The sequence below is a fragment of the Pseudomonas fragariae (ex Marin et al. 2024) genome (genome assembly GCF_059621105.1).
In genome coordinates this window covers 5,130,598-5,151,501 of record NZ_CM184369.1, presented here as the reverse complement: position 1 = coordinate 5,151,501, position 20,904 = coordinate 5,130,598, and the positions used below count along the sequence as shown (strand labels likewise).

The 20,904-nt window shown below is 59.0% G+C and carries 18 protein-coding genes; 10 read left to right on the top strand and 8 right to left on the bottom strand.

Features of this window, described 5'->3' with window-relative positions; genetic code table 11:
- Positions 1-228: 228 nt before the first annotated feature.
- From AC54XV_RS22300 to AC54XV_RS22285, 4 genes are all read right to left on the bottom strand, one after another.
- Positions 229-1,857, bottom strand: a complete 1,629-nt coding sequence (locus AC54XV_RS22300; RefSeq protein WP_024659405.1) for an ABC transporter substrate-binding protein — start codon at positions 1,855-1,857, stop codon at positions 229-231.
- Positions 1,858-2,114: 257 nt separating this feature from the next.
- Positions 2,115-3,722, bottom strand: a complete 1,608-nt coding sequence (locus AC54XV_RS22295; protein WP_024652359.1) for an ABC transporter substrate-binding protein — start codon at positions 3,720-3,722, stop codon at positions 2,115-2,117.
- 96 nt (positions 3,723-3,818) lie between these two features.
- Positions 3,819-5,375 (bottom strand): HET-C-related protein, encoded by a 1,557-nt coding sequence (locus tag AC54XV_RS22290; protein WP_496717224.1) that lies wholly within the window; start codon positions 5,373-5,375, stop codon positions 3,819-3,821.
- A gap of 209 nt (positions 5,376-5,584) precedes the next feature.
- The gene (locus tag AC54XV_RS22285; protein ID WP_024642518.1) at positions 5,585-6,298 is read right to left on the bottom strand and encodes an SIMPL domain-containing protein; all 714 of its coding nucleotides are present in this window, start codon (positions 6,296-6,298) and stop codon (positions 5,585-5,587) included.
- 192 nt (positions 6,299-6,490) lie between these two features.
- Between AC54XV_RS22285 and AC54XV_RS22280 the strand changes: the two genes are divergently transcribed.
- The 9 genes from AC54XV_RS22280 (at position 6,491) to AC54XV_RS22240 (ending at position 16,174) form a co-directional block, all read left to right on the top strand.
- Positions 6,491-7,750, top strand: coding sequence for an ATP-binding protein (locus AC54XV_RS22280; protein ID WP_024640040.1), 1,260 nt, complete (start codon positions 6,491-6,493; stop codon positions 7,748-7,750).
- Positions 7,747-8,310 (top strand): response regulator transcription factor, encoded by a 564-nt coding sequence (locus AC54XV_RS22275; RefSeq protein ID WP_003400057.1) that lies wholly within the window; start codon positions 7,747-7,749, stop codon positions 8,308-8,310. The genes AC54XV_RS22280 and AC54XV_RS22275 overlap by 4 nt, the downstream gene beginning before the upstream one ends.
- 89 nt (positions 8,311-8,399) lie before the next feature.
- A complete protein-coding gene (locus AC54XV_RS22270) occupies positions 8,400-10,118 on the top strand; it encodes an ABC transporter ATP-binding protein/permease (protein ID WP_054092371.1) in 1,719 nt (572 codons plus the stop codon).
- 113 nt (positions 10,119-10,231) lie between these two features.
- Entirely contained in the window at positions 10,232-10,981 is a 750-nt protein-coding gene (locus AC54XV_RS22265; protein ID WP_003400058.1) for a FadR/GntR family transcriptional regulator, read from the top strand.
- A 299-nt stretch (positions 10,982-11,280) separates the two neighbouring features.
- Positions 11,281-12,192 (top strand): 5-dehydro-4-deoxyglucarate dehydratase, encoded by a 912-nt coding sequence (kdgD, locus tag AC54XV_RS22260; protein WP_004411794.1) that lies wholly within the window; start codon positions 11,281-11,283, stop codon positions 12,190-12,192.
- A gap of 164 nt (positions 12,193-12,356) precedes the next feature.
- Entirely contained in the window at positions 12,357-13,742 is a 1,386-nt protein-coding gene (locus AC54XV_RS22255) for an MFS transporter (RefSeq protein ID WP_003431603.1), read from the top strand.
- Between the two features lie 10 nt (positions 13,743-13,752).
- On the top strand, positions 13,753-15,306 hold the full coding sequence (gene garD, locus AC54XV_RS22250; protein ID WP_003368648.1) for a galactarate dehydratase: 1,554 nt from the start codon (positions 13,753-13,755) through the stop codon (positions 15,304-15,306).
- A 243-nt stretch (positions 15,307-15,549) separates the two neighbouring features.
- Positions 15,550-15,789 (top strand): PLDc N-terminal domain-containing protein, encoded by a 240-nt coding sequence (locus AC54XV_RS22245; protein ID WP_003400063.1) that lies wholly within the window; start codon positions 15,550-15,552, stop codon positions 15,787-15,789.
- A gap of 190 nt (positions 15,790-15,979) precedes the next feature.
- Positions 15,980-16,174 (top strand): hypothetical protein, encoded by a 195-nt coding sequence (locus AC54XV_RS22240; RefSeq protein WP_024643146.1) that lies wholly within the window; start codon positions 15,980-15,982, stop codon positions 16,172-16,174.
- Between the two features lie 251 nt (positions 16,175-16,425).
- Here AC54XV_RS22240 and AC54XV_RS22235 read toward each other — a convergent pair whose 3' ends face one another.
- From AC54XV_RS22235 to AC54XV_RS22225, 3 genes are all read right to left on the bottom strand, one after another.
- Positions 16,426-16,626, bottom strand: coding sequence for a hypothetical protein (locus tag AC54XV_RS22235; protein ID WP_003400066.1), 201 nt, complete (start codon positions 16,624-16,626; stop codon positions 16,426-16,428).
- Between the two features lie 220 nt (positions 16,627-16,846).
- On the bottom strand, positions 16,847-17,632 hold the full coding sequence (locus tag AC54XV_RS22230) for a sulfite exporter TauE/SafE family protein (protein ID WP_011268904.1): 786 nt from the start codon (positions 17,630-17,632) through the stop codon (positions 16,847-16,849).
- Between the two features lie 91 nt (positions 17,633-17,723).
- Positions 17,724-19,547: a sensor domain-containing phosphodiesterase gene (locus AC54XV_RS22225; RefSeq protein ID WP_011268903.1), complete on the bottom strand. Its 1,824-nt coding sequence runs from the start codon at positions 19,545-19,547 to the stop codon at positions 17,724-17,726.
- Between the two features lie 363 nt (positions 19,548-19,910).
- Between AC54XV_RS22225 and AC54XV_RS22220 the strand changes: the two genes are divergently transcribed.
- On the top strand, positions 19,911-20,366 hold the full coding sequence (locus tag AC54XV_RS22220; protein ID WP_024643147.1) for a GNAT family N-acetyltransferase: 456 nt from the start codon (positions 19,911-19,913) through the stop codon (positions 20,364-20,366).
- Between the two features lie 13 nt (positions 20,367-20,379).
- Here AC54XV_RS22220 and AC54XV_RS22215 read toward each other — a convergent pair whose 3' ends face one another.
- The gene (locus AC54XV_RS22215) at positions 20,380-20,880 is read right to left on the bottom strand and encodes a GAF domain-containing protein (protein WP_004411778.1); all 501 of its coding nucleotides are present in this window, start codon (positions 20,878-20,880) and stop codon (positions 20,380-20,382) included.
- Between the last annotated feature and the right edge of the window lie 24 nt (positions 20,881-20,904).

Here is a 20,904-nt window from a genome sequence, read left to right as displayed (position 1 = left end):
GTACACCTGGACACGAAGCGGCGTGCTTCCCGCCATTGCCGCTGCCCTTCGACGGTAAGTCGTCAGAGGCACGCGGTATATAGGCTCGAAGGCTGCAAAGCTCGTAGGAAATATCTTAGTGATAGTAGAAGAATGCCGTTATCGGCACGTTTCAACCCATCACTCGGGGCTTATATTCAAGTAGAGCGGTTTGCTGCGCCGGGTGAGCGGCGCAGCAAACAGTCGCTTTTACTTGCCGCTCACGCTCACACCGTAAAAGGAGTTCAAGCCAAACGGGCTGATCTTGAAGTCCTGTACTTTGGAGCTCATGGGTTGATAGACCGTCGAGTGCGCAATAGGCGTCATTGGCACGGCGTCTTTCAGGAGGTGTTGCGCCTGCTTGTACAGTTTGGTGCGCTCGGTCTGATCGGACGTTTGCTTGGCCTGATGGATCAGCGTGTCGAACGGCTTGTCGCACCATTTGGCAAAGTTGTTGCCATTCAGGGCGTCGCAGCCGAACAGGGTGCCGAGCCAGTTGTCCGGGTCACCATTGTCACCGCTCCAGCCGATCAGCATGGCACCGTTCTCGCCATTCTTGGCGCGCTTGATGTACTCGCCCCATTCATAGCTGACGATCTTGGCGTTGATACCGATCTTCTTCCAGTCGGACTGGAGCATTTCGGCCATCAGTTTGGCGTTGGGGTTGTAAGGACGCTGAACCGGCATCGCCCACAGGGTGATTTCGGTGCCTTCCTTGATGCCGGCTTCCTTGAGCAACTGGCGAGCTTTCTCGGGATCGTACTTGGCGTCCTTGATGGTGGTGTCATAGGACCACTGGGTCGGCGGCATGGCGTTGACCGCCAATTGACCTGCACTCTGGTAAACCGAGTCGATGATCTGCTGCTTGTTGACCGCCATGTCCAGCGCCTTACGCACTTCCAACTGAGCCAGCGGGTTTGGATGGTCTTCGCCCTTGATCTGAGGCATCACGTTGTAGGCGATGTAACCCAGGTTGAAGCCCGCCTGATCAGGCATCTTCAGGCTTTTGTCTTCCTTGAGGATTTTGACGTCGGCAGGACGCGGATAAGCCGTGATCTGGCATTCGTTTTTCTTGAGCTTCTGCATGCGCACCGAAGCATCGGTGGTGATGGCGAAGATCAGATTGTCGACCTTGACGTCCTCAGGCTTCCAGTAATCCTTGTTGCCGGTGTAACGGATGTTGGAGTCTTTCTGGTAGCTCTTGAACACGAACGGGCCAGTGCCGATCGGCTGCTGATTGATCAGCTCCGGCTTGCCTTCCTTGAGCAGCTTGGCGGCGTACTCTGCGGACTGGATGGACGCGAAGCTCATCGCCATGTTCTGGATGAACGCGGCGTCGACCATGCCCAGCACGAACTTGACGGTGTGATCGTCGATCTTCTCGATCTTCTTGATGTTGGTGTCCATCGCCATATCGGTGAAGTACGGGAATTCGGTCGGGTACGCTTTGCGGTAAGGCATGTCCTTGTCGATCATGCGATTGAACGTGAACAGCACGTCATCGGCATTGAATTCACGGGTCGGCTTGAAGTACGGCGTGGTGTGGAATTTGACGCCTTCGCGAAGGTGGAAGGTGTACGTCAGACCATCTTCGGAGATGTCCCATTTGGTCGCCAGGCCCGGCACTACGGCGGTGCCGCCGCGCTCAAACTGACTCAGGCGGTTGAAGATGGTCTCTGCCGAGGCGTCGAAGTCAGTACCAGTGGTGTATTGACCCGGATCGAAGCCCGCTGGGCTGCCCTCGGAACAGAACACCAGATTCGATGCCGCGTGAGCGAAAGGTGCGCTGGCGAGCAAGCTGGCGCCGACCAGAAACGGAATGACCGCGTGTTTGAGCATGGTTGCCTCAGTTGTTGTCATTTTTGATTAGAGGGAACGACCTCGTGAGCCGATCCGTCCGATACTTATGCAGGGGCCATACCCAAAGCAAGACAGTGAGGCGAAAGAAGCGACAAAGAGTGGCACGATCGTACAGGAATGTCGCGAAAGTGTAACTTTCTTGGTAGTTGATCGTTTGCGCGACGCTTTTTCGATTATTTCGCGCACCAATAAGGCGCAACCGGGTGAGAAAAATGCACCCGGTTGGCGCTGTGTTGTTACTTCACTGTTCCCAGGCTGACACCATAAAAGGGTGTCAGACCGAAGGGGCTGATCTTGAAGTCCTGCACTTCCTGGCGCATCGGCTGAAACACCTTGGAGTTGGCAATCGGGGTGATCGGCACCTGCTGCTTGAGAATGTGTTGAGCCTGTTGATAGAGCTTGATGCGTTCATCGCGGTTGCTGGTCAGCTTGGCCTGCTGCACCAGCTTGTCATAGGCCGGGTCGCACCATTTGGCGTAGTTGCTGCCTTTGACGGCTGCGCAGCTGTAAAGCACGCCGAGCCAGTTGTCGGGGTCACCGTTATCACCGGTCCAGCCGTAAATCATCGCGTCATGCTCGCCGGCCTTGGCGCGCTTGATGTATTCGCCCCATTCATAGCTGACGATGTTGGCCTTGATACCGATTTTCTCCCAGTCGGACTGGATCATCTGTGCCGACATGCGTGCATTGGGGTTCGACGCGCGCTGCACAGTCATGGCCCACAGGTCGATTTTGGTACCCGGCGCTACACCTGCTTCCTTGAGCAGCTGCCTGGCTTTGGTCAGGTCGTGCGGGGCGTCCTTGATGGTCGGATCGAAGCTCCACTGACCCGGCGGCAGCGCATTTTCAGCCAGCTGGCCCGCGCTCTGATAAACCGCTTTGATGATCGCCGGCTTGTCGATGGCCATGTCCAGCGCCTGGCGGACCTTGAGCTGATCCAGCGGCGGATGCGTAACGTTGTAGGCCACGAAGCCCAGGTTGAAGCCTGGCTGGCTGAGGACCTTGAGTTTCGGGTCCTTTTTCATCTCCTCGATGTCCTGTGGACGCGGATAGCCGCTGACCTGGCATTCGTTGGCCTTGAGCTTCTGCAGGCGCACGGCGGCATCACTGCTGATCGAGAAGATCAGGTTGTCGATCTTCACATCCTCCGGCTTCCAGTACTGGGTATTGCCGACGTAACGGATCTGCGAATCCTTCTGGTAGCGCTTGAAGACGAACGGACCAGTGCCGATGGGCTTCTGGTTCAGGTCTTCGGCCTTGCCTTCCTTGAGCAGCTTGTCTGCGTACTCGGCAGACTGAATGGATGCGAAGCTCATGGCCAGGTTCTGCACGAAGGCCGCATCGATGTTGTTCAGGGTGAACTTGACGGTCAGCGGGTCGACTTTCTCGACGCTCTTGATCGTCGTATTCAGGCCCATGTCGGTGAAGTAGGGCGACTCGGACGGATACGCCTTGCGGAACGGGTGGTTGGCATCGAGCAGGCGGTTGAAGGTGAACAGCACGTCATCGGCGTTGAACGTGCGCGTCGGGGTGAAATAATCCGTGGTATGGAATTTCACGCCATCGCGCAGGTGAAAGGTGTAGGTCAGGCCATCCGGCGAAACGTCCCAGCGCGTGGCCAGACCCGGCTCCACTTCCGTACCGCCACGCTTGAACTGGGTCAGACGGTTGAAAACGGTTTCGGCCGAGGCATCGAAGTCGGTGCCGCTGGTGTACTGGCTGGGGTCGAAACCGGCCGGGCTGGCTTCAGAGCAATACACCAGCGTGCTTGCCGCGTGGGCCAAAGGCGCGCAGGCCAGCAGCGCGGTGGTCAGCAGCAGCGGTTTGAAAAGTGTGTGTCCCATGGATCCCTCGCGTGGTACGGCAGTAACCGTGCTTGAAAGTCGACAATCAGCTAGACAACGGATAGTGCCGTACTTGGTCGGGGTCGGACAATACGCTTACTTGCCGGTAATCCTCGCCCAAAGGTCTGCCAGCGACACACTTTCAAAAAACACGTCCAGAAAATTGCTGCCGTCCTGACTAAAACGCTGCAAGTCCTTTTTCGTGCTTTGCTGCAATTGGATTCTGGACTGGTCCAGCTCGCTCTTGAGTGTCGCCCGCTCGACCTGTTCTGGATTGGCCTCGGCCCATTCCCGGACAATCGCGTCCTGCCAGTCGCAGTCCATGGGATGAGTGAAGAACCGCGTGGCTACCCGGACCGGTTGTTCGGCGCCTTCCTTGCCATGCCATTGGCCCAGAACGGCCTGACCTACTTGCAGCACGGCCTTTCTGGCGAGGGTTGCGGCAAGCACATGCAGCGGGTGCTGCGCATGATCCTTGGCCAGTTGCGAATGTGACGGATCGGTCGAGCCGCTGCTATTGGGGTCTTCGTCGAGCAGGGTCTGCAGGTCGTCGACGCTGTTGCCAAGCCAGATGGCCAGACTTTGCATGACGGTGCCAAATGCATTGCCAAGCAATCGCCCCGGCGTACCGACGAAGGCGTAGAACTGTTCGACCTGTTCGGAGAACGGCTGGCTGGCCCACTGGTCCCGCGCTTCGAGAAAGGCTTCGTAACCCGTGAGCAGTCGCGGATCAGGGTGCTCGCCCAGAACGATCTGAATAATCTGGTCGCGCTCGTAACGTTCTCCAGCCTTGATCGCTTCGAACGGTTTTTCGTCTGTCGAGAACAGAATCCTGCCAAGCGGCTCAGCGAGGCTGGCGATGATATCGCTGCCACCGAACGTACCGGTTACCAGCGGCAGACGGTGCTTGCAGTCTGCTTCGGACGTCCAGGGCAGAATGCGCTCATGGCCGAGTTTGATCAGGCTGAGTTCGGCGAAGTTGGAGTGGGCGAAGAAGTCTTCGAGAATGTGCAGCGCCGCGCCCATGTCGCGCAAACCGTCTGTAGAGCCGGGGCCGCCATTGACGGCCGATTCCAGCCCCGCAGCCATCACCTCCACCGAGCGCTGAATGTAGCGTTTCATCGAGGTGTCAGGGTCGACCTTCAATAGCGGATCGTCAGGCAGCACCCAGGCGTCGAAGTCGGCGTCGCGTTCTTTTGGATTGGCCAGTTTGGGGGCGGGGGTTCTGGGGTTGTCGATGTGTTCAGCAGGACGATAGACGCCGAGGCGCTCTGCGGTCACGACGAAGCGCGAGCGGTCTGCCTTCATCAGATCGGTGAATTCCTTGACTGCCAGCACGTCCACAATGCGCGTCAGTGCGTCACGGGAAAGCAGGTCAGGGAAGCTTTTCGGCATGCTTGTCGCCCTGACGATTTTCGGATCAAGCAACTGCGAGTAGTCGCGCAGCCAGTTGCCGAAATAGATCGCGCGGATTTCCTCAGGCCTGAAACCTGCAGATTCGAGAACGGCTTCGATAGCGCCATGGGTATGTTTGTGTTTGTCGCCATCACCGGCTTCGAATCTCAAGGGGGTTGGAAGCGGTTCGCGATGGGTATTCATGCCCTGATCGTTGACAGTGGCAGGGTTGCGGGAAGCGTTATGCGGGGGATTCATCCTTGATTCCTTGATGGCAAGCGCGCGTTGGCCGGTTCGCTCAGCCAAGGCGATAGTGCTCGGAAGTGAGATGGCAAGTTTCGCGAGCCGCGAGATTACCGACAATCAGGCGGGGCATCAGCCAACGTAGGAGATTGCCGAGCAAGAGGGGGGAGTCAGGAGGAGGGGAGCGTGGAAAAGGGCGGCAGTCGATACTACCGCCCTGTCATTCACGGAATCGCGACTTCAATCACGCCATCTGCCGCAACGCTGACCTGGCTGGTGCCCGCTTCGACATCGGGTGTCGGTGCCGAGTCTGCACGCGAAGACTTTGCCATCATCATGACCGGCGCGCGCAGATACGGCTGCGGGTAGCCCGAGGTATTCAGGTTCAGGTTGACCAGCTTGTAGCCCGTACCACCCAACGCTTCGGTGACCAGTTGCGCGCGAGCCTTGAATGCGGTCACCGCGTCCTTGAGCAGGGCGTCTTCGCTGGTCTTGCGCGTCGATGGCGAGATCGAGAAGTCCATGCCGCCCATTTTCAGGTCGGTCAGCAGCTCGCCGGTCAGCTTGGACAGCACGGCGAAGTCTGCACTTTCCAGGCGCAGTTCGGCACGTTCACGCCAGCCGGTGATCTTCTGGCCTTTATCGTCGTAGACCGGGTAGCTGTTGCGGCTGCCCTGGCGGATCTTCACGTCCTTGACCTGGCGCGCCTGACCCAATGCCTTGTTCAGCGTCTCGGTGATCTGCGCGGCCAGTTTGGCCGGGTCGATGTCCTGCGCTTCGGTGTACAGCGTGACGAGCATCAGGTCGCGCTGCACCTCCTGGTTGACCTCGGCGCGCAGTGAAATCTGGTTGTAACGGGCTTCTTCAGCCATGGCGGGCAGGCTGGACAGAGCAGCGGCCAGCGCGACGAGGGTGGCGGCAGGGCGAAGGTTGAACATGAGAGCTCCTTGTTATCAAACGGCCGCCGACAGTTGTCGGGCGGCGCAAAGTGTTCTGACTGTAGCGCTTTGGCCCGGTTCCTGCGATGACCGAGTGCCCTGGGGTGCGGTGCGTTGACGCACTTTTTCAGTTTTGCCTCCCGCTTGGTTATACTCGCTGCGATCCGCCTGGAGCACTCATCAGGAGAGCTCATGCTCGCCCCCGTTCAAATGCTTTCAGCCACACGACAAAACCTGTGGCGCCTGACATTCATCCGTATTCTGGTGCTGGCCGCGCAGGCCGGCTCGGTCGGTATGGCCTGGCTGTTCGACTTTCTGCCGTTGCCCTGGCTGCAACTGTCGATCACCCTGGGCTGCTCACTGGTGCTCTGCGGGCTGACGGTCATCCGTCTGCGCACCTCGCTGCCGCTCACCGAGCTTGAATATGCGCTGCAACTGGCGCTGGACCTGCTGATCCACAGCGCGCTGCTGTATTACTCGGGCGGCTCGGCCAACCCGTTCGTTTCCTATTATCTGGTGCCGCTGACTATCGCCGCTGCCACGCTGCCGTGGCGCTACTCGCTGATCCTGTCCGGCTTTGCGCTGAGCATGTACACCTTGTTGATGGTGCGTTCCTACCCGCTGGAAACCGACTCCATCGCCCGGGAAAACATGCAGATCTACGGCATGTGGCTGAGTTTTGCCCTGGCGGCGGCAGTAATCACCTTCTTTGCCGCGAAGATGGCCGAAGAGTTGCGTCGTCAGGAGCAACTGCGTGCCGAGCGTCGCGAAGAAGGCCTGCGTGATCAGCAGTTGCTCGCCGTCGCGACCCAGGCCGCAGGGGCTGCCCATGAATTGGGAACGCCGCTGGCAACCATGAGCGTGCTGCTCAAGGAAATGCGCCAGGATCACAGTGACCCGGCCTTGCAGGATGACCTGTCCGTGCTGCAGGAGCAGGTCAAGCAGTGCAAGCAGACCCTGCAGCAACTGGTGCGCGCCGCCGAAGCCAATCGGCGTATGGCTGTCGAATATCAGGCTGCCACCCGCTGGCTGGATGAGTCCCTCAACCGCTGGCATCTGATGCGCCCGGAAGTGAGTTACCGTTTCTATAAGCTGGGCAAGGGCGAAGCGCCGATGCTGGCGCCGCCGCCGGACCTGACTCAGGCGCTGCTCAACCTGCTCAACAACGCTGCCGATGCCTGCCCCGATGGCCTTGAAGTCAACCTGGACTGGGACAGTGCGGAAATCTGCATCAGCATTCGCGACCATGGCGCGGGTGTGCCGCTGGCGATTGCCGAACAGATCGGCAAACCGTTCTTTACTACCAAGGGCAAAGGTTTCGGCCTGGGTCTGTTCCTGAGCAAGGCCAGCGTCACCCGTGCGGGTGGCTCGGTGAAGCTCTACAGTCATGAAGAAGGCGGTACGCTCACCGAGCTGCGCCTGCCCCGAGATACGCGAGGAGAAGAAGCATGAGTGACGATGACATCCAGGTCGAAGGCGAAGAGCTGCCGCACCTGCTGCTGGTAGATGACGACGCGACGTTCACCCGTGTGATGGCGAGGGCCATGAGCCGTCGTGGTTTTCGCGTGAGCACCGCCGGCTCGGCTGAAGAAGGGCTGGCCCTGGCGCAACAGGACATCCCCGAGTACGCCGCGCTGGACCTGAAGATGGACGGCGACTCCGGTCTGGTGCTGCTGCCCAAGCTGCTGGAAATGGACCCGGAGATGCGCGTGGTGATTCTCACCGGTTATTCGAGCATTGCCACGGCGGTCGAAGCGATCAAGCGTGGCGCGTGCAACTACCTGTGCAAACCGGCTGACGCTGATGACGTACTGGCAGCGCTGTTGTCCGAGCACGCCAACCTCGACACGCTGGTCCCGGAGAATCCGATGTCGGTGGACCGCTTGCAGTGGGAGCATATCCAGCGCGTGCTGACCGAGCACGAGGGCAATATTTCAGCGACTGCGCGTGCGCTGGGCATGCATCGCCGGACCTTGCAGCGCAAGTTGCAGAAACGCCCCGTGCGACGTTGATGAAGGTTTTTTCATAGTGATCGATTAGGCGTTTTTTTGCTTCATTGTGCTCAGGCATCGTACGTTCAAAGAGAGCGAGCCTGAACCACATGAATCGCAATGCTGAATATTCTGCCGTCAACGATACTGTGCAAGGAGCATTTTTACCCCGCGTCTGGAAGCTGATAACGCCATATTGGCGCAGTGAGGAAAAGACCACTGCCTGGCTGCTGCTGGTCTCGGTGATCGCACTGTCGCTGTTCAGCGTGCAGGTCTCGGTGTTCTTCAACAGCTGGTACCGAGACTTCTACAACGCGCTGCAGAACAAGGATCTGGCTGCGTTCACCCACCTGATCCTGTACTTCAGCGGCATCGCCGCGATCGCCATTCTGGCTGCGGTCTATCGTCTGTACCTGACCCAGTTGCTGACCATCCGCTGGCGTCGCTGGCTGACGGAGCAACACTTCGCGCGCTGGCTCGCCGACAAGAATTACTACCAGCTGGAGCAGGGCGGTTACACCGATAACCCTGACCAGCGCCTGTCCGAAGACCTCAACGAGTTCACCACCAGCACCCTCAGCCTGGGGCTGGGGTTAATGAGCGCGGTGGTCAGCCTGGTGTCGTTTTCGGTGATTCTCTGGGGCGTGTCGGGCAGTATCGAGCTGTTCGGCGTGACCATTCCCGGCTATATGTTCTGGGCGGCCTTGCTCTATGCGCTGGTGGGCAGCCTGCTGACCCACTGGATCGGCAAGCGGCTGATCCCGTTGAACAACCAGCAGGAGCGATTCGAGGCGGACCTGCGTTTTGCGCTGGTGCGTGTGCGCGAGAACGCTGAAAGCATTGCCTTGTCCGAAGGCGAGCGCAACGAAAACCAGCGCCTGAGCGCGCGCTTCATGATGATCTGGAATAACTTCCGGGCCTCTATGAAGGTCCAGAAGCGGCTGACGTTCTTCACCTCGGGCTATTCGCAGATTGCGCTGATCTTTCCCTTCATTGTGGCCGCGCCACGCTATTTCGCCGGCAAGATCGAGCTGGGTGATCTGATGCAGATCAACTCGGCATTCGGCAATGTGCAGGAGAACTTCAGCTGGTTCATCAGCGCCTATGGCACGCTGGCGTCATGGCGCGCCACCAGCGACCGTCTGCTGAGCTTCCGCCAGGCCATGACTGACAATGAAGGTCGGCAGCCGGCCATCGAAAGAATTCACGGCGACGACACGCTGGACCTGCGCAATCTGGGCTTGAGCATTGCCGGCGGTCGTCAGTTGCTGAGCGACGCCAGTCTGCAGGTCGGTGCGGGAGAGCGGGTCATGCTCAGCGGTCGCTCGGGCAGTGGCAAAAGCTCGTTGCTGAGGGCGCTGGGCGGTCTCTGGCCTGAGGGTTCGGGGCAGATTCGCTTGCCCACCGGCACGGCGCTGTTCCTGCCGCAACGGCCTTACCTGCCCATCGGCACCTTGCGTGAGGCGATGAGTTATCCACAGCCCGTCGAGCATTACCCGGCACAGCGCTTTGCCGAGGTACTGAATCAGTGCCGTCTGGAGCATCTGATACCGCGCCTGGACGAAAGCAACCACTGGCAGCGTTTTCTCTCACCGGGCGAGCAGCAGCGGGTGGCGTTCGCGCGTGCCCTGCTGGTCGCGCCGAACTGGCTGTATGTGGATGAGGCCACCTCGGCCATGGACGAAGATGACGAGACGGCGATGCACTGCGCCATCATCGACGGACTGCCCGGCCTGACGCTGATCAGCGTCGGGCACCGCAGCAGCCTGAAACGCTTCCATGACCGGCATGTGCGCGTCGAGAGCGGCAAATTGATCGAGCAAGCGTGATCCGCAACGTTTTGAGGTCGATGCTATAGGGGACACGGCGCTTTTGAGGGTGTGATCATACAACCGCTGAGCTATGATTAGCCCATGTTTAGCAGTCCAGAGATCGATGTTGGATGGAAAATCAAAGCGCTCTGCCCCGCGCCCGCAGAAAACACCGCAGCCTCGCGCAGGAGCTGGTGACAGAGCTGTCCGAGCGTATTCGCAGCGGTCAGCTCAAGCGCGGCGACAAACTGCCCACCGAATCCGCAATCATGGAAGAGCAGGGCGTCAGCAGGACAGTCGTGCGTGAGGCGATTTCGCGTCTGCAGGCCTCCGGTCTGGTCGAGACCCGCCACGGCATCGGCACCTTCGTGCTCGATACGCCAAGCCCCAGTGGCTTCAGGATTGACCCGGCGACCATCGTCACCCTGCGCGATGTACTGGCGATTCTCGAATTGCGCATCAGCCTTGAAGTCGAGTCGGCAGGCCTGGCAGCCCAGCGGCGTAGTGATGAACAACTGGCAGCCATGCGTTCGGCGCTGGACGCGCTCAATGAAAGTGCGGCACACGCCACCGATGCCGTGGCGTCTGACTTCCAGTTCCATCTGCAGATTGCCTTGTCGACCGGCAATCGCTACTTCACTGACATCATGACCCACCTGGGCACCAGCATCATCCCGCGTACCCGGCTCAATTCCGCGCGTCTGGCACATGATGACCAGCAGCACTATATGAATCGGCTGAGCCGCGAGCACGAAGAAATCTTCGACGCCATCGCCCGCCAGGATTCCGATGCGGCCCGCGCCGCCATGCGCCTGCACCTGACCAACAGCCGCGAACGCCTGCGCCATGCGCATGAAGAGGCCGAATCGCAGCGGGCTTGAGGTTTGAAAAGAGGACGCAGAGCGTCCGGAACGGCATGCCCACGCTGGAGCGTGGGCACGATAGGTGTTCTCCCTGACATCTATCGTTCCTCACGCTCCAGCGTGAGAATGCCTTTCGTGACGCTCGGCATCACACATCTACGTGGCATCGCAGGAGTCAAAACCGGGCCCCGTGCGCTCCCTCTGAAAAAACCCGAAATCCCTGTTGAGTGATTTTATTATCAGTTGTACGATGACTTACGACATCGGCGCTGACCCGGTGATCCTCTAACAATTATGTCCTCCAGGGTGTTCGAATAATGAATCCACAAGAACTGAAGTCCATCCTCTCTTCCGGTCTGCTGTCTTTCCCGGTTACCGATTTCAATGCCCAGGGCGATTTTCATCGCGCTGGCTACATCAAACGCCTCGAGTGGCTGGCTCCGTATGGCGCAAGCGCTCTGTTCGCCGCCGGCGGCACGGGTGAGTTTTTCTCCCTGGCTGCCAGCGAATATTCCGAAATCATCAAGACTGCCGTCGACACTTGCGCCACCAGCGTGCCAATCCTCGCCGGTGTAGGCGGTGCGACCCGTCAGGCCATCGAGTACGCTCAGGAAGCCGAGCGTCTGGGCGCCAAGGGCTTGCTGCTGCTGCCGCACTACCTGACCGAAGCCAGCCAGGACGGTGTTGCCGCTCACGTCGAAGCCGTGTGCAAATCGGTGAAGATCGGTGTGGTGGTCTACAACCGTAACGTCTGCCGCCTGACGCCAACCCTGCTGGAACAACTGGCCGAGCGTTGCCCTAACCTGATCGGTTACAAGGATGGCCTGGGTGATATCGAGCTGATGGTTTCGATCCGCCGCCGTCTCGGTGACCGTTTCTCGTACCTGGGCGGCCTGCCGACCGCTGAAGTCTATGCCGCTGCCTACAAGGCGCTGGGCGTGCCGGTCTACTCGTCCGCAGTGTTCAACTTCGTACCGAAACTGGCGATGGACTTCTACCACGCCATCGCCCGCGACGATCATCAGGCGGTCGGCAAGTACATCGACGATTTCTTCCTGCCTTACCTGGAAATCCGCAACCGCAAGGCCGGTTATGCCGTGAGCATCGTCAAGGCCGGCGCGAAGATCGCCGGTTATGACGCAGGTCCGGTGCGCGCACCGTTGACCGATCTGACGTCAGACGAGTGCGACATGCTCGCTGCACTGATGGACAAGCAGGGCAAGCAGTAACACCTGCCACGTCAAAGCCGCTGAGCGATCAGCGGTTTTTTCGTTGCACGGCATGACCCTTACAGGTGGCAGATGTCGTCGCCGTGACGCTGCCAAGGGGCCTGTAACGCTACACCCAAAAACAGCTTTACCCGCGTAAAAAAATAATCAGTGGGAGCTCTACCATGCAAAAGTCCAAGCCGACGCATGTCCGCTATTTGATCCTGTTGATGCTGTTTCTGGTCACCACGATCAACTACGCCGACCGCGCCACCATCGCTATCGCTGGTTCCAGCATTCAGAAAGACCTGGGCATCAGTGCCGTCACGCTGGGCTATATCTTCTCCGCATTCGGCTGGGCCTACGTGGCCGGTCAGATTCCCGGTGGCTGGCTGCTCGACCGATTCGGGTCGAAGAAAGTCTACGCCATGAGCATTTTCACCTGGTCGCTGTTCACTCTGCTGCAAGGCTATGTGGGCGAGTTCGGTGTCTCCACGGCCATCGTTGCGCTGTTCATGCTGCGCTTTCTGGTCGGTCTGGCCGAAGCGCCGTCCTTTCCAGGTAACGCGCGCATTGTCGCCGCCTGGTTTCCGACCGCCGAACGCGGTACCGCCTCGGCGATTTTCAACTCGGCGCAATACTTCGCCACCGTGCTGTTCGCTCCGCTGATGGGCTGGATCGTCTACACCTACGGCTGGCAGCACGTGTTCGTCGTGATGGGCGCGTTCGGTATCGTGTTCTCCATGATCTGGATGAAGGTCATCTACGGCCCGCGCAACCACCCCATGATCAACGAGGCCGAACTGGAACACATTTCCAGCAATGGCGCGCTGGTCGATCTGGATCAGGACAAGGGTAAAGGCGCGCAAAAAACAGCCAGCAGCGGCCCCAAGTGGGATTACATCCGTCAGTTGCTGACCAACCGTATGATGCTGGGTATCTACCTCAGCCAGTACTGCATCAACGGCATCACCTACTTCTTCCTGACCTGGTTCCCGGTGTACCTGGTTCAGGAGCGCGGCATGACCATCCTCAAGGCCGGCATCATCGCGTCTCTGCCAGCGATCTGCGGCTTCATCGGCGGTGTGTTGGGCGGGATCATTTCCGACTACCTGCTGCGCAAGGGCCATTCGCTGACCTTTGCGCGCAAGGCGCCGATCATCGGCGGCCTGCTGCTGTCGACCTCGATCGTGACCTGCAACTACGTCGACATCGAATGGGTGGTCGTGGGCTTCATGGCCCTGGCATTCTTCGGCAAGGGCGTGGGCGCGCTGGGCTGGGCTGTGATGTCCGACGTGTCGCCCAAGCAGATCGCCGGTTTGAGCGGCGGCCTGTTCAACACCTTCGGTAACATTGCATCGATCACCACCCCGATCGTGATTGGCTACATCATCAGCAGCACCGGCTCGTTCAAATGGGCGCTGGTGTTCGTGGGCGCCAACGCGCTGCTGGCGGTGATCAGTTACATTTTCATCGTGGGTGAAATCAAGCGTGTGGAATTGAAAGAGCCGCCTGCCAAGGGGCCATTGCTGAACGACTCGGTCAGCGACCTTTCCGAAGCAAAATCCTGAGGAAACCGTGATGAACCTGATTCAACATGCCGATTCGCCACGCTATATCCGGCTGCATCCGCTGGATAACGTCGTGGTCGTGGTCAACGACCAGGGTGTGCCGGCCGGAACCGAATTCGACAACGGCCTGGTCACTGTCGATAACGTACCGCAGAGCCATAAGGTCAGTACCGTTGACCTGGCCGTGGGCGAGGCCGTGATTCGTTACGGCCACACCATCGGCTATGCACTGCAACCGATACCGCGCGGCAGTTGGGTCAGGGAAGACCAATTGCGCATGCCTTCCGCGCCTGCGCTCGACAGCCTGCCGATGTCCGATGCCGTGCCGGAAAAGCAGGCCCCGCTCGAGGGTTACACCTTCGAAGGCTATCGCAATGCCGACGGCACCGTGGGCACCCGCAACATTCTCGGTATCACCACCACCGTGCAGTGCGTGACCGGTGTGCTCGACCATGCGGTCAAGCGCATCCGTGACGAGTTGTTGCCCAAGTACCCGAACGTCGACGACGTCGTGGCGCTGACCCACAGCTACGGCTGCGGCGTGGCGATCACTGCCACTGATGCCTACATCCCGATTCGTACAGTACGCAACCTGGCACGCAACCCGAATCTGGGCGGCGAGGCACTGGTGATCAGCCTGGGCTGTGAGAAGTTGCAGGCCGGGCAGGTCATGCATGAGGGCGACAGCTCGGTGGACCTCAGCGAACCCTGGCTATATCGCCTGCAGGACTCCAGCCACGGCTTCAACGAAATGATCGAACAGATCATGGAGCTGGCCGAGACGCGTTTGAAAAAGCTGGATTTGCGGCGTCGCGAGACGGTTCCCGCTTCGGAGCTGATTCTGGGCATGCAATGCGGCGGCAGTGATGCGTTTTCCGGCATTACCGCCAACCCGGCATTGGGCTACGCCTCGGACCTGCTGCTTCGCGCCGGTGCGACGGTGATGTTTTCCGAAGTGACCGAAGTGCGCGATGCCATCTACCTGCTGACTTCACGCGCACAGGATCAGGACGTCGCGCAGGCGCTGGTGCGGGAGATGGACTGGTACGACCGCTATCTGGCCAAAGGCGAGGCTGATCGCAGCGCCAACACCACGCCGGGCAACAAGAAGGGCGGGTTGTCGAACATCGTCGAGAAGTCTCTGGGATCGATCGTTAAATCAGGCAGCAGCGCCATCAACGGCGTACTCGGCCCTGGCGAGCGGGTCAGCGGCAAGGGGTTGATCTTCTGCGCGACACCGGCCAGTGACTTCGTCTGCGGCACCTTGCAACTGGCTGCCGGCATGAACCTGCATGTATTCACCACCGGGCGCGGTACTCCGTATGGTCTGGCAATGGCGCCGGTAGTGAAGGTCTCGACCCGCACCGAACTGGCCCAGCGCTGGCCTGACCTGATCGATATAGATGCCGGGCGCATCGCGACCGGACGCGCGAGCATCGAGGATCTGGGCTGGGAGCTTTTCCACTTCTACCTGGACGTGGCCAGCGGCAAGAAGAAGACCTGGACCGAGCATTACCGGCTGCACAACGACATCACGCTCTTCAACCCGGCACCGATTACCTGACTGGAGTGGGACGCGGAGCGTCACGAACGGCATGCCCACGCTGGAGCGTGAGGAACGATATGTGGGTGAATACCCCTATCGTGCTCATGCTCTGCCTGGGCATGCCGTTCTGGACGCTCTGCGTCTGCGCTGAGCACCCGGTCACAATCCGAAATATTCTCTGAACTTTAAGGCTCTTTGTGACCTCTTCTACAGTAGGGCAGCTGGTCTGGCTGCCTTCGTTGATGGTGCAGGAGATTTCAAATGGGTTGGATATCGGAAAATCATTTGTGGTTGTTCGCAGCGCTGACCGCCCTGATCGTGATTTCGGACATCTGGGCAGTACTGCGTATTCGCAAGAGCAAGACACAATCCAGCAACAAGCTGATGTGGATCATTGTCGTTGTTGCCGTGCCAATCGTTGGCGTGCTGGCCCTGCTGGTTGCGGGTCCGCGTCATGTGGACACACCGGCAAGACCTGAGCAGCAAAACACCAAGTACTGACCCCGCTTTTCAAAAATACCCCGCCTGCGGGCGTGGGTATTTCCTCTTGTAGATCGCCCCCTCCTGTTTTTTGACACCTTTGCTCACAAAGGTGAAATGCCGGCTGGCAAAAATAAAAATCTCTGCAATTCTTCTGCAATGGTGGGGTGTTTACATGCTTGCCATTCAGACCTGAACAAGGAGAACGCGTATGTCGACCATGACCAAGTGGGCATTACAGGCAGCTGCATTGTTTGTGCTGGGCTGGATGGCAATGTCGGTAGCGACCTGGAGCGATCACATTGCCAATGGCACCGGCAGTGATCGGCTGGCAGAGCTGAATACCGACGTATTGAGCAGCCAGGTGCTGGCAGTGTCATCGTCGCCCGTAGCGCGAGGCGAGTGATCCTGCCGGATCAGCGGGGGAGTACCGGCACTTTTCTGCAGGCAAAAAAATGGCCCACAACGGGGTGGGCCAAATGGGATTCATCAAAGGAGTAGGGTCAATTTACGCAGCCGGACGTGAAGGGGATGTGAAACGGATGTCATGGAATCGAGAAGTGGATCGATAATAAAGCGGCGTCATGACGGGGTGAAACAGCGTCGCCGGTTGCGTGGCAACGCTGTGTCGAATGATTCGCGGGGGATTGAGTCGGTCTAGCGGGCAATCGCCTGTACGCTTCTTTCAGGGACTGCGCGGTGTGCCAGATGCGGCAGCGAATGAGGCGCATCGATTCTGGATTTCATGCGGTCGGCAAATTCTCTGGCTTCCTGCCAGCTCCGGCATTTGACCGGGTAGTCGTCCAGTATTACAACCCAGGCATCGCCATATACACCTTCTTCAATTCGGATGAGCATTGTTGGCATCTCCTTTCAGTGAGGGTAAGTCTTTGCCGGGTCATCGGCGCTAGAGCAGACGCACGAAATCCTGCGCCGAAAATCGGTGTCTCGCTACAAAAAATTACAATTCCCCGATGAGCGCACACGGCCTGAAAGCAAACCGGCTCTGCAGCTTTCAAGGCTGTGTTCGTGGAGAAGCCTGACTCAGAAATGTGACAGGCTGATGGATAAGCGCCGATCAGAACGCCAGCTTGAAGCCGATCGTGCCCAGCATAATCGCCAGGAAGGGCCGTAGCAGGTCATCGGAGACACGACCGGCCATATGGCTGCCCAGGTAGATGCCGGGCAGTGAGCCCATCAACAGCCAGCCCAGCAACTCCCAGTTCATGTTGCCCATGCTCGCATGGCCAAGGCCTGCGACCAGCGTAAGAGGGACTGCGTGGGCGATCTCCGTACCCACCAGACGCCGGGTTGGCAGCAGTGGATAGAGGATGAACAACGCTACCGTGCCCAGCGCGCCCGCACCGATCGAGGTGAGTGCAACCATGGTGCCGAGAATCAGGCCGGTGATCACGGTCAATACCGTCAGGCTGGTGCCGCTGAAAAACGAGTAGCCGTCTTCGCGTCGGTGAGCGAAGGCCAGCAGTTTTTTCTTGAACAGGACGGCGAGGGCGGTGAGCAGCAGCACAAACCCCAGCGCCTGCTTGATGATCGCGTTGAGCGCTTCGGGAGCGGTATGCAGGGTGCTCAGAAACCACAGCGTCATGAGCACCGCCGGGACGCTGCCCAGGGTCAGCAGCCCGGTGACTTTCCAGTCGATGTTGTCGTTCTTGCGATGGACCAGAACCCCGCCGGATTTGGTAATCGCCGCGTACAGCAAGTCTGTGCCGACCGCCGTCGCCGGATTGATGCCGAACCACAACAGTATCGGCGTCATCAGCGAGCCGCCACCGACTCCGGTCATACCAACGATGAAACCGACTACCAGCCCTGCAATGACGAAACCCAGACCACCCGCTTCCATATCCAACCTTTTTCAAGCAAACGCATAGGCAAAAAGTGGCGGGCAGCATAACGGCTTGTGTGGTAAACGGTTATGAAGATGTGTTCTAAGGTTATAACCGTTTGTCGCGGACGACTGCCGCCTCTGCGGCTTGGGCAGCACTCTGCAGGCGTTGGTTCGGGCCGATCCAGTTCAGCAGCGCCTCGGCTTCCATGGGTTTGGCGATCAGGTAGCCCTGACCCTCATCGCAGCCCCATTGCTTGACCAGACAACGAATCTCGTCGGTTTCGATGCCCTCGGCCACGACGCAGTATCCGAGTTTCTTGGCCAGACCGATCAATGCCTTGACCAGACGCTGATCGGTCTTGTCGGACGCCAGATTGCGGATCAGCGACTGGTCGAGCTTGACCGTCGTCGCGGGCAGCTGCCGCAGGTAATTCCAGTTGCTGTAGCCCGTACCGAAGTCATCGATCGCCACATCCATGCCCATCTGACGCATGCGCTCCAGCTGATGGCGCACCTCTGCCGGGTTGTGCATCAACGCGCCTTCGGTGAACTCCAGCTCAAAGCGGGTAGGGTCTATCTTGTGCATGCCCAGCAGGCGGATCATCCGGTCGGTGAACGCCGGGCCGGTGAGGTCTTCGGGCGTCACGTTGATCGCAATACGGAAATCGAAGCCCTGCTGCTGCCAACGAGCGGCCTGCTCGATGGCACTGGTCAGCACCCAAAGGCTCAGCGGGCGCATCAGTGCGGTCTTCTCGGCCAGCGGCACGAACTCGGCCGGTCCGATGGCGCCGAGCGTCGGGTGATTCCAGCGCAGCAAGGCCTCTACCGACGTACACAGGCCGGAGTCGAGGTCGATGCGCGGTTGATAGACCAGACGCAGTTGATCATGAGCGTACACCGCTCTGGTCAACGAACTGAGCAGTTTGAAAGCGCGCTGCTGGGCAGCGTCGAAGTGCGGTTCATACATCGCCCAGCCGAGATCGCGGTCGCGGGCATCGTCGGCAGCGCTGATCACCATGCGCATCCAGTCCTGCTCTTCGACTGCACCCTGGTTCAGGGTCACGACGCCCAGACCGACCTGCATCTGTACCGGAATACCCCGGCACTCAACGGGTGTCTCGAAGTCTTTGAGGATGGTGCGAAACAGGTGCTCAGGCGTGCGGTCGCCCGCCAACAGAAAGCCGAATCGCGTAGGGCTGACCTTGTACAGGGAACAGGTCGGCGGCAGCAGGCACTCCAGGCGGCCCTTGATTGCCGTCACCAGGTCCTGGGAGAAGCTGTAACCCAGCGCCTTGACGATGTCGTTGAGGAACGCGGAGGTAATCATGTCCACCACGACCAGTTGATAATCGACACTGGATGCCACTGCCTGATGAATATCTTCCTGCAGGCGTGAACGGTTGTACAAGCCGGTGGGCTGGTCGATGAAGCAACTGAGCCTGAGGCCGACGATGCGCTTCATGACCAGCGACGCAAAGCGCTTGAGCATCTGCGTCTGGTATTCGCTCATCGGCTCGCGCGGCTTGGTGTCGATCACACACAGGCTGCCCAGGGCAATGCCATCATCGGTGATCAGTGGCGCGCCTGCGTAGTAGCGGATGTCTGGGTGGCCGGTCACCAGGCCGTTGTTCACGAAGCGCGCATCAAGCGTCGCGTCGGGAATCTCGAACAGCGTGTCGGAAAGGATGGTGTAGGCGCAGAAGGACACGTTACGTGGCGTTTCACGAGCTTTCAGGCCCACCCTGGCGCGGAAAAACTGACGGTGCTCATCGACGATCGAGATCAAGGCAATCGGCGCCTCGAAAAAAGCAGCGGTCATCGCGACAAGTTCATCGAATACGTCATCGGACGTATCCTCAAGCACGCACAGTTCCCGGATGCGCAACAGACGTTGCGTTTCATTCAGAGGGATGGGGGCACTGGCGTTCATGACGATTCTCAATGGGTACTCGATGATGACTATATGACATCACTAAACTCACTTTAACAGACGAAAAGATTCCGACCACAGCGGCGAGATCCCAATTAATCGGCCGCAGATCGGATTTTTTGAACGCTATCGTTGTTCAAGCCGCGCACGGCGAGGGGTTGACCTTTTATTTACGGTATCTTGCGAGCACTACCATTCGTCGACTGGCCGAAAATAAGTGAATCGAGGGTCGTCCCGCAGGCTCTTTGCCTGCATTTTTTGCATGCGCAGTGAACAAATTCTTCATCGTATGGGGGCGTGTGTTGCTTGCCAGCTCTCTCTGGAAACGAGCTCATCCATCGCAAGCCAGCCAGGAGGCACACCATGAGCATCGAGGTGCGACCCGCCCGTATAGCCGACGCCGATGCGATCAGCCGAGTAGTACTGGCGGCCTTGCGAATCAGCAATGCCAGGGATTATCCCGCCAGCGTGATCGAGCGCGTGCAATTGAGTTTCAGCCCGGCTGCGATCGAGCAACTCATACAGCAGCGACGGGTATTCGTGGCGTCAGAGGGCAACGTGGTGGTGGGCACTGCCAGCCTGGAGGGGGAGGTGGTGCGCTCGGTGTTCGTCGACCCTGACCGGCATCGGCGGGGTGTCGGGCGTTTGTTGATGGCAGAACTGGAGCGCGTGGCCCGCAAGGCTGGCGCGGTGCGGATGGTTGTACCGTCATCCTTGACTGCGCAGGGGTTCTACTGGGCGCTGGGCTTCAACGTGGTGCGGGAGCATCTGGAGGGAGAGGAGCGTACGTTGATCATGGAGCGGCAACTGTGCGTCTGAGGCATTCCATGCCTTAAGCGGTAACTTCCTGCATTTCCTGCAGTTGATAGTGCGCGTATAGCGTGCTGGCGATCAGCGTGCAGAATACTTTCAGGGTATCGAGAGTATTGGCGTCATCGAGTGGCGCAGGCTTGGTATCCAGACCGCACAGGGTGCCGAAGAAATCTCCGTTGGGAAAAATGATCGGCAACGAGAAGTAGCTCTGGAAACCGTACATTTTAGTAATGGGATGCTCTGCGTAGACGGGGTCGGTCGCGACTTCGTTGATTACGATAGGCTGGCGGTGCTGACGCAGCTCATTGCAGAACGTGGTCTCCAGCTTGAGCTGATGACCGGCTTCCAGCCCGAACTGGATTTCGTCGTAAACAGCGCATGCGGTCCAGCTGGCCTCGGTTACTTTGGCAATTGCCGCAAATCTTAGCCCGGTCAGCCGGGTTACCAGTCGTAAAAGACTGGAAGTGGCCTCGATTTCACTGATGACTGCCAGCTCTGCTGAAGTCAGGTTGTTGTTCAAAATTTGTCACCCTGGTCATAAAAA